Source organism: Enterococcus faecalis (assembly GCF_029024925.1).
In the GTDB taxonomy this organism is placed as follows: Bacteria; Bacillota; Bacilli; order Lactobacillales; family Enterococcaceae; genus Enterococcus; species Enterococcus faecalis.
Genome location: NZ_CP118962.1, coordinates 247,719 through 264,037 on the forward strand (window position 1 = coordinate 247,719; position 16,319 = coordinate 264,037).

At 38.1% G+C, this 16,319-nt stretch carries 17 protein-coding genes; 10 read left to right on the forward strand and 7 right to left on the reverse strand.

The genetic code is table 11. The features are described from left to right. Positions 1 to 96 precede the first annotated feature (96 nt). Entirely contained in the window at positions 97 to 858 is a 762-nt protein-coding gene (gene genR, locus PYW42_RS01275; RefSeq protein WP_002355208.1) for a MurR/RpiR family transcriptional regulator, read from the reverse strand. A gap of 198 nt (positions 859 to 1,056) precedes the next feature. On the opposite strand from genR, the gene PYW42_RS01280 reads away from it, so the two are divergent. From PYW42_RS01280 to PYW42_RS01305, 6 genes are all read left to right on the forward strand, one after another. Next, entirely contained in the window at positions 1,057 to 1,647 is a 591-nt protein-coding gene (locus PYW42_RS01280) for a dihydrofolate reductase family protein (RefSeq protein ID WP_002386047.1), read from the forward strand. 131 nt (positions 1,648 to 1,778) lie between these two features. After that, positions 1,779 to 3,146, forward strand: coding sequence for a TrkH family potassium uptake protein (locus PYW42_RS01285; RefSeq protein WP_002370177.1), 1,368 nt, complete (start codon positions 1,779 to 1,781; stop codon positions 3,144 to 3,146). Between the two features lie 20 nt (positions 3,147 to 3,166). After that, positions 3,167 to 4,330, forward strand: coding sequence for a cation:proton antiporter (locus PYW42_RS01290; RefSeq protein WP_002355211.1), 1,164 nt, complete (start codon positions 3,167 to 3,169; stop codon positions 4,328 to 4,330). A 128-nt stretch (positions 4,331 to 4,458) separates the two neighbouring features. Then, positions 4,459 to 4,899, forward strand: coding sequence for a CopY/TcrY family copper transport repressor (locus tag PYW42_RS01295; RefSeq protein WP_002355212.1), 441 nt, complete (start codon positions 4,459 to 4,461; stop codon positions 4,897 to 4,899). Positions 4,900 to 4,914: 15 nt separating this feature from the next. After that, positions 4,915 to 7,401, forward strand: a complete 2,487-nt coding sequence (locus PYW42_RS01300) for a heavy metal translocating P-type ATPase (protein WP_002411288.1) — start codon at positions 4,915 to 4,917, stop codon at positions 7,399 to 7,401. A gap of 21 nt (positions 7,402 to 7,422) precedes the next feature. Next, a complete protein-coding gene (locus PYW42_RS01305) occupies positions 7,423 to 7,629 on the forward strand; it encodes a heavy-metal-associated domain-containing protein (RefSeq protein ID WP_002370181.1) in 207 nt (68 codons plus the stop codon). Between the two features lie 44 nt (positions 7,630 to 7,673). Here PYW42_RS01305 and PYW42_RS01310 read toward each other — a convergent pair whose 3' ends face one another. Beyond that, on the reverse strand, positions 7,674 to 9,044 hold the full coding sequence (locus PYW42_RS01310; protein ID WP_002389650.1) for a DUF5808 domain-containing protein: 1,371 nt from the start codon (positions 9,042 to 9,044) through the stop codon (positions 7,674 to 7,676). Beyond that, positions 9,044 to 9,433: a GntR family transcriptional regulator gene (locus PYW42_RS01315; protein ID WP_002358356.1), complete on the reverse strand. Its 390-nt coding sequence runs from the start codon at positions 9,431 to 9,433 to the stop codon at positions 9,044 to 9,046. Before PYW42_RS01315 ends, PYW42_RS01310 begins: the two co-directional genes overlap by 1 nt. 149 nt (positions 9,434 to 9,582) lie before the next feature. Here PYW42_RS01315 and PYW42_RS01320 point away from each other — a divergent pair, with 149 nt between their 5' ends. After that, positions 9,583 to 10,911, forward strand: coding sequence for a C1 family peptidase (locus PYW42_RS01320; RefSeq protein WP_002358357.1), 1,329 nt, complete (start codon positions 9,583 to 9,585; stop codon positions 10,909 to 10,911). A gap of 42 nt (positions 10,912 to 10,953) precedes the next feature. Here the strand turns inward: PYW42_RS01320 and PYW42_RS01325 are convergent, their stop codons facing one another. Next, a complete protein-coding gene (locus PYW42_RS01325) occupies positions 10,954 to 11,574 on the reverse strand; it encodes a flavin reductase family protein (RefSeq protein WP_002389630.1) in 621 nt (206 codons plus the stop codon). 21 nt (positions 11,575 to 11,595) lie between these two features. Then, on the reverse strand, positions 11,596 to 12,570 hold the full coding sequence (locus PYW42_RS01330; RefSeq protein WP_002389575.1) for a ring-cleaving dioxygenase: 975 nt from the start codon (positions 12,568 to 12,570) through the stop codon (positions 11,596 to 11,598). Positions 12,571 to 12,835: 265 nt separating this feature from the next. Between PYW42_RS01330 and PYW42_RS01335 the strand changes: the two genes are divergently transcribed. Beyond that, complete coding sequence (locus PYW42_RS01335) at positions 12,836 to 13,192, forward strand: DMT family transporter (RefSeq protein WP_002386054.1); 357 nt, start codon at positions 12,836 to 12,838, stop codon at positions 13,190 to 13,192. Next, positions 13,189 to 13,500 (forward strand): DMT family transporter, encoded by a 312-nt coding sequence (locus PYW42_RS01340; protein WP_002355223.1) that lies wholly within the window; start codon positions 13,189 to 13,191, stop codon positions 13,498 to 13,500. The genes PYW42_RS01335 and PYW42_RS01340 overlap by 4 nt, the downstream gene beginning before the upstream one ends. 95 nt (positions 13,501 to 13,595) lie before the next feature. Here the strand turns inward: PYW42_RS01340 and PYW42_RS01345 are convergent, their stop codons facing one another. Continuing rightward, on the reverse strand, positions 13,596 to 14,642 hold the full coding sequence (locus tag PYW42_RS01345) for a chitinase (protein WP_002411289.1): 1,047 nt from the start codon (positions 14,640 to 14,642) through the stop codon (positions 13,596 to 13,598). Between the two features lie 42 nt (positions 14,643 to 14,684). Further along, entirely contained in the window at positions 14,685 to 15,269 is a 585-nt protein-coding gene (locus PYW42_RS01350) for a lytic polysaccharide monooxygenase (RefSeq protein ID WP_002355225.1), read from the reverse strand. 273 nt (positions 15,270 to 15,542) lie between these two features. On the opposite strand from PYW42_RS01350, the gene PYW42_RS01355 reads away from it, so the two are divergent. Continuing rightward, positions 15,543 to 16,277, forward strand: a complete 735-nt coding sequence (locus tag PYW42_RS01355) for an acyl-ACP thioesterase domain-containing protein (RefSeq protein WP_002389611.1) — start codon at positions 15,543 to 15,545, stop codon at positions 16,275 to 16,277. Positions 16,278 to 16,319 lie beyond the last annotated feature (42 nt).

Consider the following 16,319-nt stretch of genomic DNA (forward strand, 5'->3'; position numbering starts at 1 on the left):
AAAAATAGACTTTTGCTTGAATGAGAAACATGTACCAAGAAAAAAAACAAAAAAGCTCATGCTGTTTTAGACAGCATGAGCTTTTGTGAAAAACAACTAGAAAGGGGTTTCATCTAGTTCCTTTAAAAGTTGACTTGCTTGATGAGCTAGGAGTTCAATTAAAGCAATGACAGGGATTTGAGTGGTTGTATTAACTGATTTATCTGCAAATGGAGAACGTTCGTCGGGCATATAATAGGAGATGTTGTAGTCAGCCAAGCGGGCAATAGTTGAATGTTGATTGTTGGTAATGCTTAGTACTTTGGCGCCAGCTGTTTTAAAATCGGTCATTTGTTTAATCATTTCATTGGTTTCCCCAGATACAGACAGAATCAAGGCTAATGTATTTTCAAATCCGCGCTTGGGGATAGGCGTAAAGGGGTCAGCAATACTGTAAGAATTGATATTTAAGTTGGCAAAATAACGACTGCCATAACTACCTAAAATTCCGCTAGTACCAATGCCAGTAAAGGCAACGTGACGTGCTTGAACAATCATTTGAATTGCTGGACGAAGCATTTCGTAATAGGTTTCTTGGTTTAATTTTTTCAAAAAAGCATCGACGTGAACCGTGGCATCATAAAAATTTTCAAACGTTTGTGTTTGTTTGGCTTCTTCTTTCACTGCATATTTTAATTCGGAAAAACCAGCATAGCCCATTTTGTTACAAAATCGTAGAATCGTTGAGGTGGAGACATGACAGGAAGTAGCCAGTTGACGAATGGTCTGTTGAGGGATTTGGTGCAGATGTTCCAATACATAATGGTAAACGAGCATTTCTAATTCATTCAAGGTCTGAACCTTCTCTAAATCAAACAAAGTAATCCTCCTTTATATAAAAACTGAATATGTTATTTTTTTGTGTAAATCAAATAAACCAATTCTTATTTTTCTTGAAAAAAATGTAAAACAACTCAATAAAAAGTTTCTTATTTCCTATTTTACAAAAAGTAGCCCAATTATCCTAGTTTTTCTCTTTTTTCTTTTAAAAATAACAATGCGCACCCCTAGAGTTTTTTGAGAAAACAAGCTAAAATAGATAAGAAGAGAAAAGGAGGCGTCGATGTGGCACGGGAAGTAATTTTATTTATTGCAGCGAGTATTGATGGTTTCATTGCGGACAAAGCGGGCGGTGTTGCTTGGTTAGAAGAGAATATTCGTGGCGATGAAGAAGATCGTAGTTACGATGAAATGTATGAAAAAATAGACACTGTGGTAATGGGGCGGACTACTTATGATCAAGTTACACAAGAATTGTCCCCAGATGTGTATTTTTATGAAGACAAGCATTCTTATATCATTACCTCTCATCCAGAACCATCAACTGCTTCAAGAACTTTTACCAAGGAAGATCCAGTCACATTAATTCGTCGTCTCAAAGAAGAAGACGGCGCGGGAATTTGGATTGTTGGAGGCCCAAAAGTGGTTCAACCGCTTTTGGCAGCTGATTTAATTGATACCTTCATTTTGACGACAATACCACTGTTTCTGGGTGAGGGCATTGCTCTATACGAGACAATGGCTCAATCAATCCCAGTTCGTTTAAAACAGGTTTATCAAAAAAATGAGTTGGTTTATTCGATTTATCAACGTGAAAACAAAAATTAAAAAATAATTATTCGGTTGGGCAAGTTGCTTTCAAGGTTTTGAGTTTCTCATAGGGCGAGAGGAACAAAGCAACAGTTGTCTAGCCGTTTGTGTTGTTTTTGATTGACAAAGAAATGGTAGAGGAGAAAAAAATGAAACATCAGATCAAAAGAAGGTTGTATATTTCACCTGTTCAAACAATTGTCTTAGGCTTTTTTCTATTAATTGTTGTAGGCACAATCTTATTAATGATGCCTTTTTCTGCACAAGCTGGACAAAAAACGCAATGGATTGATGCTTTTTTCGTGGCAACTTCCGCCGTCTGTGTTACAGGGCTTTCGCCTTTGAATACGGCGGAACATTGGAGTCCTATCGGGCAAGTTATTATTATGATTTTGATTGAATTAGGCGGCTTAGGCTTTTTAACCGTTGCCACGATTTTCTTTAGTTTGCTGCGGAAAAAAGCGTCACTAAGTGTACGGATGTTGTATCAAGAAGCGTTAAATGTTAGTGAAGTTTCCGGAGTTTTTCGTTTAATGAAATATATTATGAAGTTTGCGGCCATTATTCAATTACTTGGAGCCTTCTTGTTGTCCTTTCAATTTGTGCCAACATTTGGGTGGAAAAAAGGGTTGTTTTTTAGTCTCTTCCATGCCGTTTCGGCATTTTGTAATGCTGGCTTTGATTTGCTAGGGGATAGTATGGTTCCTTATCAAAATTCGCCTTATCTTTTACTAGTCATTAGCTTTTTAATTATAGCTGGTGGTTTAGGATTTATTGTGTGGCGCGATATTTTTACAATGATTAAAGGCTATAAAAATAAAATTAAGCACCGTGTTAGTATTCATACACGCCTTGCTTTAACGGTGACCGCCACCTTTTTAGTCTTAGGGACCGTTATTTTTTACATTTCAGAATATCGCCATTTTCCAGCTGACATGTCTTTTTGGCAGCGTCTTGTCAACAGTTGGTTCTTGTCGGTTACACCAAGAACGGCTGGCTTTTATTCAGTTGATTATTTGAAAATGAGTAATCCAGGCCTGATTGTCACGATTTTGTGGATGTTTATTGGTGGCACTTCAGGATCAACCGCTGGCGGCTTGAAAACCACTACGTTTGGTGTGTTATTTTTACAATTTCGTGCAATTTTTAAAGGGAAACAGCGAGTGGAATTCCATGAACGCACAATTCCTGAGCGAGTAGTGCTCCAAGCGTTTACTTTGTTCTTCTTGGCAACTTTTTTATGTGTAACTGCTTCGGTTATTCTCTCGTTTACAGAAACATTACCTTTAAAAAACGGGATTGAGTATATCGTTTTTGAAGTGATTTCTGCATTTGGAACGGTCGGTTTAACAATGGGGTTAACACCAGATTTAACTGTTTTTGGTAAACTGGTGATTATTTTTCTAATGTTCGTCGGTCGTGTGGGTGTGTACACGGTGTTATTGTCATTAATTAAGAAAGGCTTGGAAAGTCAGTCGAAAGTTCAATATCCAAAAGAATCAGTGATGATTGGTTAATAGAGAAAGAGGGAAATAGAATGGAATTTTTAGGTATTTTATGTTTGATTTTAATTACAACGACTTTAGCAGGTGTTGCTTGTAAAAGAGTAGGAATTCCTGCAGTAATTGGGCAATTGCTAGTAGGGATTGTGTTAGGTCCAGCGATGTTAAATATTGTGCATCAAGATGTGTTTGTGCATGACTTTTCAGAAATTGGTGTCATTATGCTGATGTTTATTGCTGGAATGGAATGTGAATTGGAATTATTGAAAAAATATGCGAAACCTAGTGTCATGGTCGCTATTTTGGGCATCGTTTTACCGGTTGGTTTTACTATGTTGATTGGTCAGCTGTTTGCTTTTTCTTGGAAAGAAGCTTTTTTCCTTGGGTTAGTTTTAGCAGCAACGTCGGTCAGCATTTCAGTAGAAGTATTAAGAGAGTTGAATGTTTTAAGTAGTAAAGAAGGTGCAACGATTCTTGGGGCTTCCGTCGTTGACGATATCGTGGTCGTGATTATTTTAAGTGTCGCTGTCGGCATGATTGGTGCAAGTACAGGCGGCAATACAGAAGTCAGCTTTATTGTTAAGTTAATTGAACAAGGCTTATTCTTTATTGGGATTTTCTTTTTGGTCCGCTTTATCGCTCCCTATTTACTACGTTTAAGTCAAAAAATGAACATTGGGTCGTCTGTGATTATCATGTCATTGATTATCTGTTTGGGCATGGCTTATTTGGCTGATTTAGTTGGTTTAAGTTCTGTCGTAGGTGCCTTTTTTGCAGGGATTGCTGTGGGACAAACGGATGCAAAAACAGAAATTGATTTTAATATTGAAGCTATTGGCTATGCCGTGTTTATTCCCGTCTTCTTTGCCAGCATTGGCTTATCAGTGACATTTAACACGTTAGGAAAGGATTTACCTTTTATTTTGGTAATGACGATTATGGCGATTTTAACGAAATTACTGGGCGGCGCCTGGGGAGCGAAAATGGTTGGTTTCTCCAATACAAGTTCTTTAATGGTCGGTGCTGGGATGGTTTCGCGTGGGGAAATGGCATTAATCATTGCGCAAATTGGTTACCAATCTAAATTACTTTCAGAAGCGTATTATACGAGCATGATTGTGGTAATTATCTTAACGACCTTAGTTGCACCTTTCTTATTGAAATACTTTGTTAAAAAACAAGAATCTGCGTTGCAATAAAAAAAGATGAGCAGAAGTTGTTGACAAAAAAATAAAATAGCTATATGATGAGTTCAAGATAAACGACTACATTTGTAGTCGAAAACCTTGAACTCTTTTTTTATTGATGAAGGAGGAATTTAACGAGTATGGCAAAAGATAAATTAGCGACAATTACTGATGCAGAGTGGGAAGTCATGCGGGTTATTTGGACCCAAGGCAAGACCACGAGTCGTGAAGTGCATACACTTTTAAATGAGAAGAAAGAATGGAAATCAACGACCGTCAAGACGTTACTAAGTCGTTTAACAGATAAAGGGTTAGTTGGAACGGAGAAAGTAGGCAATAAATATATTTATTATCCGCTAGTAGAAGAACGTCGGAGCGTTGAAACGGTGGCAGATGAACTTTTAGCCAAAGTGTGCAGCCGTAAAGTTGGTTCCGTGGTGGAAACAATTTTAACAGAGAGTCAGTTGAGTTATGACGATTTGGATCGATTAGAGGAACTCTTGAAAGAGAAGCGCAAGACGGCGGTTGAATCCGTCCCTTGCAACTGTATTCCTGGTCAATGCCAATGTCATTTAATTTAAAAAGGAGTGAAAAAAATGGAAAGTAAAACGTTTGATATTGAAGGGATGAGCTGTGCTTCCTGTGCCCAAACGATTGAAAAGGCTACGGCGAAGTTACCTGGGATGGCAAAGGCAAGTGTCAATTTAGCTACGGAAAAATTAAGTGTCACGTATGATCAGACGGAAGTCACAGAAGAAGAAATTAAGGAAGCTGTGTCAGATGCTGGCTACAAGGCGATTAGCCCAGCCCAGCAACGAACGTTTGCGATTGAAGGAATGAGTTGTGCTTCCTGTGCCCAAACGATTGAAAAAGCTGTGAACCAATTATCTGGTGTTCAACAAGCGATTGTTAATTTAGCCACGGAAAAACTGGTGGTTAGTTATGACGACCATCAAGTAACGAGTGCTGAAATTATCAAAGCAGTTACGGATGCAGGTTATCAAGCGACAGAAGAAGTCGCTGCAGGTGCAACAGCGGACCAAGATCGTGAAAAGAAACAAAAACATATTGCTGAGATGTGGCAACGTTTTTGGATCTCAGCGGTGTTTACAGTACCCCTTCTTTATATTGCGATGGGACATATGGTAGGCTTACCATTGCCGGATTTTTTGAATCCAATGACACATGCGACGATCTTTGCAATGGTTCAATTGATTTTGACGTTACCCGTTCTATATGTCGGCAGAGAATTTTTCACAGTTGGTTTTAAAGCATTATTTAAAGGGCATCCGAATATGTTTTCTTTGGTAGCTTTAGGAACCAGTGCTGCTTTTGTGTATAGTTTATATGGCACAGTCATGATATTCTTAGGAGATACAAGTTTTACAATGGCTCTTTATTATGAATCAGCGGGTGTTATTTTAACTTTAATTACATTAGGAAAATATTTCGAAGCTGTTTCAAAAGGGAAAACCTCAGATGCGATAAAAAAATTAATGGGTTTGGCGCCGAAAACTGCTCATATTTTACGTGATGGCGCAGAAATTGAAGTGCCAGTTGATGCTGTTCAGTTGGATGACATTGTGATTGTTCGCCCAGGAGATAAAATCCCTGTTGATGGAGTGATTGTTTCAGGCAGTAGTTCTGTGGATGAAGCCATGTTAACGGGCGAAAGTTTGCCTGTTGAAAAGAAAGTCGGTGATGCAGTAATTGGTGCTAGCATCAATAAAAATGGCAGCTTTCAATTCAAGACGACAAAAGTGGGAAAAGAGACGGCCCTTGCCCAAATCATTCAATTAGTGGAAGATGCGCAAGGCTCAAAAGCGCCGATTGCACAATTAGCTGATAAAATTTCGGGTGTTTTTGTCCCAATCGTCATTGGTTTGGCTGTTCTTTCTGGCTTGGCTTGGTTCTTTTTAGGACAAGAGTCATGGATTTTCGCTTTGACAATTACTATTTCTGTGTTAGTGATTGCTTGTCCTTGTGCGCTCGGCTTGGCAACGCCGACTGCGATTATGGTGGGGACAGGTAAGGGCGCTGAAAATGGCGTTTTAATTAAAAGTGGGGATGCTTTAGAAACCACTCACAAAATTCAAACAATCGTGTTTGATAAAACAGGGACTATTACAGAAGGCAAACCGGTGGTTACAGATATTTTAGTTGCTGATTCAGCACTTTCAGAAGCTGAGTTACTAACATTAGCAGCTTCTGCAGAACAAGGATCAGAACACCCCCTAGGTGAAGCGATTGTGGGAGCGGCTAAAGAACGTCAATTGCCATTAGCAGAAGGAAGCGATTTTTCAGCGATTCCAGGTCACGGCATCCGTGTGACAGTCAACGAACGAGTCCTACTTTTGGGCAATATAAAATTAATGAAAGAAGAAGCCATTGAGCTATCAACGTTTGTTCAACAAGCGGATCGTTTGGCAGAAGAAGGGAAGACCCCAATGTTTGTGGCAAAAGATGGTTCGTTTGCGGGTATCATTGCGGTAGCAGATACTGTGAAGGATAGCAGTCAAACAGCCATTGCACGTTTGCATAAAATGGGGATCGAAGCCGTGATGATTACGGGAGACAACAAGCGTACTGCAGAGGCGATTGCAAAACAAGTAGGTATCGATCGTGTCTTAAGTGAAGTTTTACCAGAAGATAAAGCGTTAGAAGTGAAAAAACTACAAGCAGAAGGCAAAAAAGTTGCGATGGTGGGTGACGGTATTAATGATGCACCAGCACTTGCCCAAGCAGATGTGGGGATTGCTATTGGTTCAGGCACAGATGTTGCAATGGAATCGGCCGATATTGTGCTAATGCGTAGTGATTTAATGGATGTGCCTACAGCAGTTGAATTAAGTAAAGCGACCATCAAAAACATCAAAGAAAATCTTTTCTGGGCATTTGCTTATAATACATTAGGTATTCCAGTGGCTATGGGTGTGTTACACTTATTTGGTGGACCTTTGTTAAGTCCGATGATTGCAGCAGCAGCTATGAGTTTTAGTTCAGTCTCTGTCTTACTAAACGCCTTACGATTGAAAGGATTTAAACCTTCGACGGTGAAAAGAACTAGTGGAAGTCAAAAATAAAATTGAAAAGGATGAAGTGAAATGGAAAAAACAGTAAAAATTGATGGGATGAAATGTGATGGCTGTGTTCAAGCGGTCACTGAAAAATTTAGTGGAATTGACGGCGTAACGAATGTTGCGGTTCACTTGGCAGATCAAACAGCCATTGTGACAGCAGATCGTGAAGTAAGCCAAGATGAACTGAATACCACGTTGGCAGATACAAAATTTAAGGTTGTCAGCGAATAACAAAAAAACAGGGCCTACCATCATGAGTAGGCCCTGTTTTTTTGTTATGGAAGCTTTGCTTTGATTTCCTGATAAATCTTAGTCGTTTCTTGACCCTCACGCGCAGTATAATAATAAACTTTTTCCCGCGTTTCTATTTTCAGAATCGGATGACTTTTTGTATAAATTAGTAAATAAGCAGGTTTTCCAGCGACTTTAAATTCTCCTGTTAAGTAACTATCTGTCGCAGCACCCATTGTGCGGATGCGTTCTTGAGGTAAGTCATCAATCAAAGAAACAGCAGTGATTTGGTTAAAAGGAATTGACCTTGTTTTTGCTAATGGGGCAGATAACTCAATTTGTTTATTTTCAATAGTTGCTTGAAAGGCATGACTAGAAAAATCATTTATAAACATCGGCACTGTGGCAAAGAACAGCACCGCAATCGTTAAAATACCAGTAGCGGCTAGAATAATTTTCCCAGCAGGCCGTCCTAGGTTAATGGATAAATTCATACCAATGCGATCAGGAACCATGATTTTGGGGTCCTTTGGATTGATATAAATCCCATACCGCCAATATTGATCATCATCCCCATAGCGATAATCGCCAGCCTGTAAAACGAATTGATCTTGTTTTTTGCGCATTGAAAATAGGTAGTAGAAGAGAAAGCCTACATAAACAAACAAAAGAATAAAATAACAAAAAGTAAGAGCCATCGCAACCGTATAATCAATTACAATTGTGAAAGTTGGTAAAATGGTTAGCGGTGCAAAAACTAAGGAGGATAAAACCATTAAAACAGACCAATGATGCCGAAATAAATCATTGATTTGCTGATTAATTTTTGAGTCACTAGTTAGCGGTTTGACAGGTAAGCGCGCAATAAAATAATAGCCGCCAATGAACAAACTTAACATCAAAACAGTAATTAAGAAAAGAATCCAGGAACCAATCGCCGTTTGCAAGGAATAAAAGCCCCCAGCAAAAGTAAGAATAATTGCAGGTAAAAACCACCAAAATGAAATAAGTTTCTGGTTTTTATTTAAAACTAATTGCGTATCGATTAAGAGAGGACGCTTAGGTAGCAACCAGCCGTTTTGCATTTTTAAAGCGGCCATTTTGCGAATATAAACGATTTGCAGATAGTAGCCACTGCCAATAAAACTAAATAAAAGTAACAGAAAAAGGAACAATAAAATCGAATCATAAGGAATAAATAACAAAGGTAAACTAAGAACACTAAAAACGGCTGCTAGTTGAACCAAGCGTTTTTTATAACGTTTTCGGATTGCTTGAACGCTGGGATCTTGTAGTTTATCTTCTGGTAAAGTGTTTTCCAAAATAATATTTTTGTGAGGATTTGCATAAATCCCCATAGTAAATGCCATAAAAAAAGCGACAGAAACTAGGATGAAATAAAAGAATACCGCCATTATAGTGCACGCCCTTTCGAATCAAAATTTTGATAAATTTTCTGAATAAGTGCTTGGATTTCTGCTTCGGATTGCTGATGTAAAAAACTTTCAGCCAACAGAAGTTCTAAACGCTCATGCAATTGCTGTTGCCAAACAGCGGTAGCAGGTAACTTTGCGGCAATTTTGGTGCCGTTACGACGGTCAGTCACAATATAACCTGATTGTTTTAACTTATTATAAGCTTTTGAAACAGTCATCATATTGACCCCGATTTCGTCCGCCAATTGTCGGATAGAAGGCAAACTTTCATTGGGAACCAGTTCACCTTTGGCAATGCCTACAATGATTTGATCAATGAGTTGCTGATAGATGGGCTGTTCGCTTTGTTCATCTATTTCTAAAAGCATCGAATCACTCCTGTTTTATTTGTAATATCTGTATTATATATACTAATACAAAAAGAGTTGGAAAGCAAGGAATTTAGAGTAAATGGTTGTTTCTGTTTAAAGAGAAGCATATAATGAAGAAGAACGTAAAATGAAAGGACGATGAAAATATGACAGCAATTGAACCAAAATTAACAGAGAAATTCCATCAAGATTTCTTGAACAATAATAAACAAAATGCCTTACAACGTAGTGTAGTAAAAAATGGTATCAGCGCTTCAGGTGAATCTGTACAAGGAGCCGTGAATAACGTACCCGTCTTTTCAGTCGACTTAGCTACTGGAAAAGTGGCCAATCAAAAACAAAGCGGTCGCTGCTGGATGTTTGCGGCGTTAAATACATTTAGACATAGAATGTTAAATGCGTTTCAATTAAAAGATTTTGAATTATCACAAAACTATACATTTTTCTGGGATAAATATGAAAAATCAAACTATTTCTATGAAAATATTATTGCAACAGCCGATCAACCGTTGACTAGTCGTAAAGTGGCCTTTTTATTAGCGACACCACAACAAGATGGTGGGCAATGGGATATGATCGTTTCAATTTTTGATAAATATGGCGTAGTGCCTAAAACGGCAATGCCTGAAAGCAGCAACAGTTCCAATTCACGTGATTTAAACAACTATTTAAATAAAAAATTACGCAAAGATGCAACAATTTTACGTAGTTTAATTGAAAAAGGCGCTTCTGCTGAAGAAGTCCAAAAAAACAAAGAAGCAATGTTACAAGAAATTTATAATTTCTTAGCAATCTCTTTAGGAACACCGCCAGAAACCTTTGATTTTGAATACCGTGACGAAGAAAAAAATTATCATTTGGATCAAAATCTAACACCGCAAACATTCTTTGAAAAATACGTTGGCGTTAATTTACATGATTATGTAAGTATTATTAATGCTCCTACAGAAGATAAACCCTTCAACAAAACATACACTGTTGAAATGTTAGGGAATGTTGTCGGCGGCAAAGAAGTTAAATATTTAAATGTAGAAATGGCTGCTTTCAAAAAATTAGCTGCTGCACAATTGGAACAAGGCGAATCTGTTTGGTTTGGTTGTGATGTCGGACAATCTTCAACACGTGACACAGGAATTATGGCATTAGACGTTTACGATATGAACGATCTTTTTGATATTGATTTTACGATGACTAAAGCAGAACGTTTAGACTTTGGTGAAAGCTTAATGACACACGCCATGGTTTTAACAGGTGTTGATATCGTTGATGGTCAAACAACAAAATGGAAAGTGGAAAATAGCTGGGGCGAAAAAGTCGGTGAAAATGGCTTCTTCGTTATGAGCGATGCGTGGATGGACGAATACACTTATCAAATCGTTGTGCACAAAGATTTATTAACTGATGAACAGAAAAAAGCTTGGGAACAAGCGCCAACTGTTTTGGCACCTTGGGACCCAATGGGCGCATTAGCATAAAACAGAAAAAGAAGACCCCACCGTCATGGCGGGGCCTTCTTTTTACGTTGGGCGGCGAACTTCACGGATTTCGCCCAATGTTGTATAATCATTGCCTGCTAAACGAGCAATCGGTTGGAGTTTTTCAGGTAAAATGTACTGATGTTCTTCATCGAAAACGGCTGAATCAAAATAGAAATCGGTAATTTCTACAATGAATAAATCCGTAATAATTTGACCTTCATGGTTAGCAATAGGTATATATTGATGTAAGCGAGCTTCCATCCGAATCGGCGCGGCTTTGATTGCTGGAACAGCAACAGTCTGGCTGGCAATGGTTTCAATACCGAATGTGTCAATTTCACTGATCTCTGCTGCTAAAGGTGCCGAAGTCTGATTCATTTGAGTAAGAACGTCTTCGTTAACGAAATGGATGACAAGTTCTTTAGTAGCCAAGATGTTTCGTGCCGTATCTTTAGGCGCTTTGTCTGGTCGTAAAATGGATAACGTTGCTAAAGGAATTTCAGCTGCCGCTGCATTAAAGAAACTAAAGGGGGCAGCGTTGACGATACCTGTGGCTGTATCTTGTGTTGTAACCCAAGCGATTGGCCGAGGGATAATGCTTCCTGATAAAAATTTATACGCTGTTTTTGCAGATAACTCGTTACTATTGTAATGAATCATAGGAGCCTCCTAGAAAAAATACTAATTTCGTTGAACATTCGCATCTGAAGTATCGAAAGGACGCACAAATTCTTCAATCCCTGCCCGTTTTGGTTCTAAAAATGGCGGTAATGATAATTTTTCACCAGCGTGTTCATAGGTTTCATCCTCTAAAAACCCAGGACCATCGGTTGCCAGTTCAAATAAAACATGTGTTGCTGCCAAGAAATATTCAGATTTAAAGTAAAAACGTTCCACAAAGCCAGAATTAGGAAATTCCAAACGATTAATTTTTTCAATCCAGAAACGTAGTGCTTCCTCATCGGCAACGCGCAAGGCTAAGTGATGGACATTGCCGTAGCCTTCTTGAGCCGCTGGCAAATCTTCCCGATGCTCTACGATGATGCTGGCACCATTTCCACCTTCGCCAACTTCAAATAAATGGAAACTACCTTCAGCATCAATCAATTTGAATCCTAAAACTTCAGTTAAAACTAGTTGCAGATGTTCGTAATTTTCGACAGTTACAAAGGCTGGTCCTAAGCCGATTAAAGCATGTTCACTAGGGACGTTAGATTTTTTCCAAGGCGTGCCGGCTGCAACACCTTGGTTCTTTTCATCAGAAATAAGTTGGTAACGTTGATTGTCAAAGTCTTCAAATTCTAAATACTTTTTACCAAAACGTTCTTGAATTTCTCCATGATCAATTACATATTCATTAAAGCGTGATACCCAGTAATCCAAAGCAGCATCATCTTTTACACGGAAGGAAGTACGAGAAATTGTATTGGTTCCTTTGGTTCCTTTAGGTAAGCCTGGGAAGTCAAAGAAAGTCATATCTGTTCCGGGAGAGCCGGCATCATCAGCAAAAAATAAATGATATGTTTCAATATCGTCTTGGTTGACAGTCTTCTTAATTAAACGTAGACCTAAAATATCGGTGAAAAAGTGATAAATTTTTTCAGCACTTGAAGTCATGGCAGTGACGTGGTGTAAACCTAAAATTTGTGTATTCATAATAAAAATCCTCCTAAAAGAAAAATAATTTTTTGATTAATTAACTTACTAAAAGTAAGTTTAAATGATTAGTCCTAAAAATGCAAAAGAAATGTCTCGAATTCGAACTATTGTTTTTTAGTTGATTTTTTAAAAAAATAAGAATATAATGACCTGAGATATTTTAATACATAAACTTTCGTAAACATCGCCGGATGCTTGCGGCTAAAGTGTTAATGAACAGTTCTTAGGCCATAGCTGAACTGTTTGTTGGCACTTTTTTTGTTTGGAAGGGAAGGAAAACAAGATGAGTAAAGCTTGGTTAAAAGTTATTTTTGGCGCTTTTTGTGAAGTGATTTGGGTCATTGGCATGAAGCATAGTACAACATGGTGGGAGATTTTAGGGACAGTAATCGCAATCTTTATCAGTTTTTATGCGCTGATTAAAGCAGGAGAGGAATTGCCAGTCGGCACAGCCTATGCTGTATTTGTCGGCTTAGGTAGTGCTGGAACTATTGTAACAGATCATTTTTTATTCCACACACCATTGGGCATAGGAAAAGTTCTTTTTCTGTTGCTGTTATTAATAGGTGTGATTGGCTTAAAAATGGTAACTGGAAATAAAGAGGAGGAAACAAGATGAGTTGGTTATACTTAGTTATTGCAGGCTGTTTTGAAATCTTTGGCGTAGGTTCAATTAAATTATTTACAACAAAAAAAGACTTACGTTCATTGTTAATTTTAATTCTAGCGTTTAGTGGTAGTTTCTTATTTTTATATTTAGGGATGAGACAATTACCGATGGGCGTTTCTTATGCGGTTTGGACAGGAATTGGTACAGCAGGAGGCGCTATTTTAGGAATGCTCTTAGGTGAATCAAAAGACCTACGCCGGATATTTTTTATTTTTTTAATCATTGTTTCTGTGATTGGTTTAAAATTAATTGGTTAGAAAGCAAGAGAACATTGTTTGGATTATTGAAAGACAGGTGAGTAAAATTTAAAAAGAGACAGAACCAAATGCGGTGTTCTGTCTCAAAATAGCTTTTATTTTACAAGGTTACTATAACGTGTCGCAAATTCATTGTTGTAGGACTTGCCGTTGACATCTTGACCAACGTCCCAATTTGCAGACCAAGTCATTAAGCCACGGATAGGATTACCGTCTTTTGCTAACTGATCAAAAGTTTTGGCTACAGGGGTAGCCTCAACGACATAGCCGCTACCAGCAGCATCCCGATTTGCTGGTAAACCAAGGACTAATTTATCGTTTGGTATCTGTAGATAGCCGCGCGTACCATGGATTAATGAATCAGACATATAATAGAGGAACTCGTATTTTAGAGCATCGTTGCTTTGAGCAACCCAAGTCATAATTTCATCAACCCAGACACCGTCGCCGCCTTGGTTATATAATTGTGGGGCAATGTAATCATAATAACCATTTAGGGAAGTAATGTATGTTTCATAAGCGGCACCAGGTTTTAAATAAGGGAATTCTGGCGCCATCGTAATGATGAAATTTTTTCCTTGTGCTCGATAATGGTCTTTGTCTATTTTCAATGCAGCAGGGATGACGGTTTGGTTGTCGCCAGCAGTAATCGCCAATTGCTCTAAGTCGATGTCTAAACCATCAAAGCCGTATGTTTCCACTTGACGAATGATTTCATTCGCAAAGGCTTGTTCATCGCCTTTGACTAATTGGATATGTGCATCTGCTCCACCAAGTGCCAATAAAACTGCGCGACCTTGACTATTTAATTGTGCGACTTCTTGTCGGAAGGCAGTGTCTGTTTGGTTATAAGGCTTGAACGTAGGAATCCGTGTCGTGCCATCGCTTTTCATGAAGGAAACCGGTACGACATTGTAGGCTTGATTTACTTCTGAAAGGTTCAGTGATGCTGATGTTCCTTGTTTGTAACCATCGCGTCCTTTTGAGGCCCAGTTATGCCAATATCCAACCAACACTTTTTTGCCAGAGATATCTACCATCGTATCCGCAGCATCTGCAGAAGCTTGAGTAGGCGTTAACCACAAGCCAACTGCAACGGTTGAAAGAAGGAGAAAAGCAGGAATTATTTTTTTTAGCTTCATTTTTTGAGAACTCCTTTAATGTAGTTTAAGATGTGAGTATTTTTACTGAATGTTCACATCAATCGCTTGGTAAAAGGCGTTCACCGTATCACCAATGCCCCAGACAGCGTAAATGACATGATAACCTTTGCGGTCTGTCGGAATATTAATTGTTTGTTTAACAACTTTATTAGGAACTTCTTGTTTACCGTCAATTGAAGCAATTTTGTCGAAGTTTTTAATGTCTAATGGTTGATTGGGATTCCAGCCATTTTTAGTAATATAGTAATCCCAAGAAGCAGTTCTATGTTGGGCAGTTAAGTTCCAAGTGATGTCAAGGGGACCTGTTGTAATGTTTGTTTTGTGCCAACGAGTAGCTGTTTGTTCATCCAAAGGTTCAAAACCTGAGACACCTGCACTGGCTAATTTGCCAGTAATAAACGTATTTTTGGGCGCTTCGATACTTTGAGGTTCCCATTGTGCACGACCAACATTTGTATTTAAGTTACCACCAGCAGAACTACCAAAGAAAGCACGACTTCCAGGACTTGCTACGTAACCATGAGCCTCCGAAACAGTAGGGGCCAATGCAGCGCCACCTAAAACAAAACTAAAAGCCAGGACGATTGTTAATAAACTCTTTTTCACGAAAAAACCTCCTAAAAAATTATTTTGTATGCGCTTACAGATAGGAATATAACATAATAATCTTTCGGATACAAATAATAAGAAATGTTATTTTTAAAAATAAAACAATATTTTTTAAGTAATATTAAGAATGTTTTTAAATAATATAAATAATAGTGTTTTTCAAAGTTTTGTTAATTTTTCATTCGGAATCGTAATTGAAGAAATCACGTGGTATACTTTTAAGAAGAAACAATGACACGAAAGTAGCCATTGGAAAAAGGAGATTATTTCGTGGGAAAAAAACATACATCCTCTTATGAAGTTGCCTACTATGACGGCGATTTTACTGGTGCAATGAAGATACCGGCTTTGTTAGCGGTTGTCATTAAAGTATCAGAAGAACAAACAGAATTACTAGGAAGAGATGCGGCTTATGTCGCTCAATTTGGTCTAGGCTGGGTCATCACCAATTATGAAATAGAGATTCACCGCTTACCAAAAGTTGGTGAAAAAGTAGCAATTACAACGCAAGCTATGAGTTATAACAAATATTTTTGTTATCGTAACTTTTGGGTTCATGATGAAGAAGGCAATGAATGTGTCTTTGTGAAATCAACCTTTGTCTTAATGGATCAAAAAAATCGGAAAATCAGTAGTGTGTTACCAGAAATTATTGCACCTTTTGATTCTGAAAAAATCACTAAAATTTATCGCCATAAAAAAATTGAAAAGGTCACAGAGGGGAACTTTTTACCTTATCGTGTGCGTTTTTTTGATATTGATGGCAATCAACATGTTAATAATGCGATTTACTTTAATTGGTTATTGGATGTGTTAGGGTATGACTTTTTAACAACGCATCAACCGAAAAAAATTCTTGTGAAATTTGATAAAGAAGTAGAATATGGCCAAGAAGTCGAAAGTCATTACGAAATTGTCGAACAAGAAAATCAGTTGAAAACGCGCCATGAGATTCGGATTGATGGTCAAACCTATTGTGAAGCGAATATCGATTGGACCAACTAAGTTGAGATGACGGTTTAGAAAAATAAAAAGTTACGCAGAGGA